Here is a 318-nt window from a genome sequence, read left to right as displayed (position 1 = left end):
TGGGGTGCCTGGCCGTTCATCTACCGCACCTCCAGCGACCCGACCAACCCCAACGGCTGGTCCGCCCCGCAGCCGCTGTTCACCGGCAGCCTCCCCGACTCCGGCACCGGCCCGATCGACCAGACGCTGATCGCCGACGACCAGAACATGTACCTGTTCTTCGCCGGTGACAACGGCAAGATCTACCGGGCGAGCATGCCGATCGGGAACTTCCCGGGCAGCTTCGGCTCCTCGTACACGACGGTCATGAGCGACACCGCGAAGAACCTGTTCGAGGCGCCGCAGGTCTACAAGGTCCAGGGCCAGAACCAGTACCTG

At 65.7% G+C, this 318-nt stretch carries 1 protein-coding gene; it reads left to right on the top strand.

Translation table 11 applies throughout. The features are described 5' to 3' along the window. Positions 1-318 (top strand): non-reducing end alpha-L-arabinofuranosidase family hydrolase (locus IE251_RS41615; protein ID WP_268253382.1); only part of this gene is annotated, 318 nt, incomplete at both ends.

It is taken from the genome of Streptomyces eurythermus (genome assembly GCF_014649115.1).
GTDB classification, from domain to species: Bacteria; Actinomycetota; Actinomycetes; order Streptomycetales; family Streptomycetaceae; genus Streptomyces; species Streptomyces eurythermus.
This window is presented reverse-complemented; position numbering and strand designations above follow the sequence as displayed.